This is a genomic window from Pauljensenia hongkongensis, from assembly GCF_001746855.1.
Taxonomy (GTDB): Bacteria; Actinomycetota; Actinomycetes; order Actinomycetales; family Actinomycetaceae; genus Pauljensenia; species Pauljensenia hongkongensis.
In genome coordinates this window covers 1796706-1798257 of the sequence record NZ_CP017298.1, presented here as the reverse complement: position 1 = coordinate 1798257, position 1552 = coordinate 1796706, and the positions used below count along the sequence as shown (strand labels likewise).

Annotated in this window: 2 protein-coding genes; one reads left to right on the top strand and one right to left on the bottom strand. The window is 71.6% G+C overall.

The window, feature by feature from the left end; genetic code table 11:
• Nucleotides 1-340 (bottom strand): hypothetical protein (locus tag BH719_RS09730; protein WP_009744206.1); only part of this gene is annotated, 340 nt, incomplete at its 3' end.
• A 305-nt stretch (nucleotides 341-645) separates the two neighbouring features.
• Here BH719_RS09730 and BH719_RS07430 point away from each other — a divergent pair.
• A complete protein-coding gene (locus BH719_RS07430; protein ID WP_009744205.1) occupies nucleotides 646-1383 on the top strand; it encodes an alpha/beta hydrolase in 738 nt (245 codons plus the stop codon).
• Nucleotides 1384-1552: the final 169 nt, after the last annotated feature.

The window sequence follows — 1552 nt, the reverse complement described above, 5'->3', positions numbered from 1 at the left end:
CTCCCGGGACCGCTCCCCCGTTGGCCTGCGCGCCGCGCGAGGCGGGGGCAGTGCCGCTCTTGGGCGCGGGAGCGGCGTCGCCCGCCTCAGCAGCCGACGCGGGCGCGCCGAAGAGGCGCTCCTTGACGGCGTCGGCGACCTTGTCGGTGACGTGCTCGCCGCCCGCGCGGACGATGTCCGAGACCCTTTGCCCGGCGGCGTCCAGTGGACGGGCGACCACGGGTGCGCGGCGCAGCCGGGCCGCCGTCGCTCGGATCTGCTCGTAGCGCTCGCGCCCGGCCCGTGCGCCCAGGACGTACCCGACGCCGAACCCGAGCACGATCCCAATCTTCATTCCCATACGTTTCCCTCACGTGCGAGTTGTTCTGCTGGGTTCAAGGGTAAAGGGGCGCGGAGCGGACGGCGATCTTTTCGGGTGTGCGAATGCGCCCGGTCGGGGACGCGGGCCGTGGAGCGGCGCATCCCCTGTCACAAACGCACGAGGAGCGGGCTTGTCCTCCAGCCACCCCGTGCGCATGGCGCCGCCTGTCACAAACGCACGAGGAACGGGCACCCCCCTTTATTTCGGAGCGCCGGACGGATAGCGTTGGGGGCGTGAGTGACGTGACAATCGAAACCCCTCGCGGCGTGGTGCTATCGGGGACGATGATCGACCCTGTGGACAGCCGCGACGCGGCAGTCCTGTTTTCGCACACTTTCCTGGCGGACCGCAGGTCCTCGGCGTTCTTCGACGACATCGCCCGGGCCTTCCGGGGCGCGGGCTACGCGACGCTCGCCTTCGACTACTCGGGGCACGGGCGCTCGGGCGACGAGATCATCACTCTGTCCACGATGGTCGAAGACCTCCGAGCCGCCTCGGGGTGGCTGGCGGACCAGGGCCATCCCCGGCAGATCGTGCACGCCCACGAGTTCGGCGCGACCGTCGCCCTCGAGGCGCGACCGCCCTCGGCGGTCACCTACATCCTGTCCTCCCCGGCGCTGGGACCCCTGTCGTACGACTGGACGACGATATTCTCCGAAGTGCAGCTCTCCGACCTCGAGCGCTACGGGACGACGACCATTCCCGACGACTCCCCCTCCGTGCGGCGCCACTTCACCATCTCGAAGCAGACTCTGGCGGACTTGTCGATGGCGGATGCGGAGAAACTCCTCACCGGCCTGGAGGTCCCGACCCTCATCACGCACGACGCCGCGGACGAGGAGACCGGGCTGCTGGATCTCACGCGCGCCGCGTTCCCCCTGCTGCCGGACGGGTCGCGCGTCGAGATCACCTCCGACGACGGGCCCGTCGACGGAGCCGACCCCGCGCCTGGAGCGCTTCCCCCGAAGACGACGCTGCGCTCGGCGTGCCTGGAGTGGGCGCGCAGGTGGGTGCCCCGGTAGGGCGCAGATGGGTGCCCAGGCGCGCACATGGACCGCAGCAGAGGGACCGGGCGCGCACGTGGGGGCCAGGCAGCGCGCACGATGGCACCGTCGCCGCCGCATTCCCCTCCCCGGGTGCGCCGGGCGGAGCGGTGGGCTGGCCGGGCCCGCCATCGGCGCGCCCGCAGCT

Excerpts from the sequence above, each read along its gene's own strand:
- BH719_RS07430 (WP_009744205.1), top strand. The coding sequence starts at position 646 with ATGATCGACCCTGTGGACAGCCGCGACGCGGCAGTCCTGTTTTCGCAC.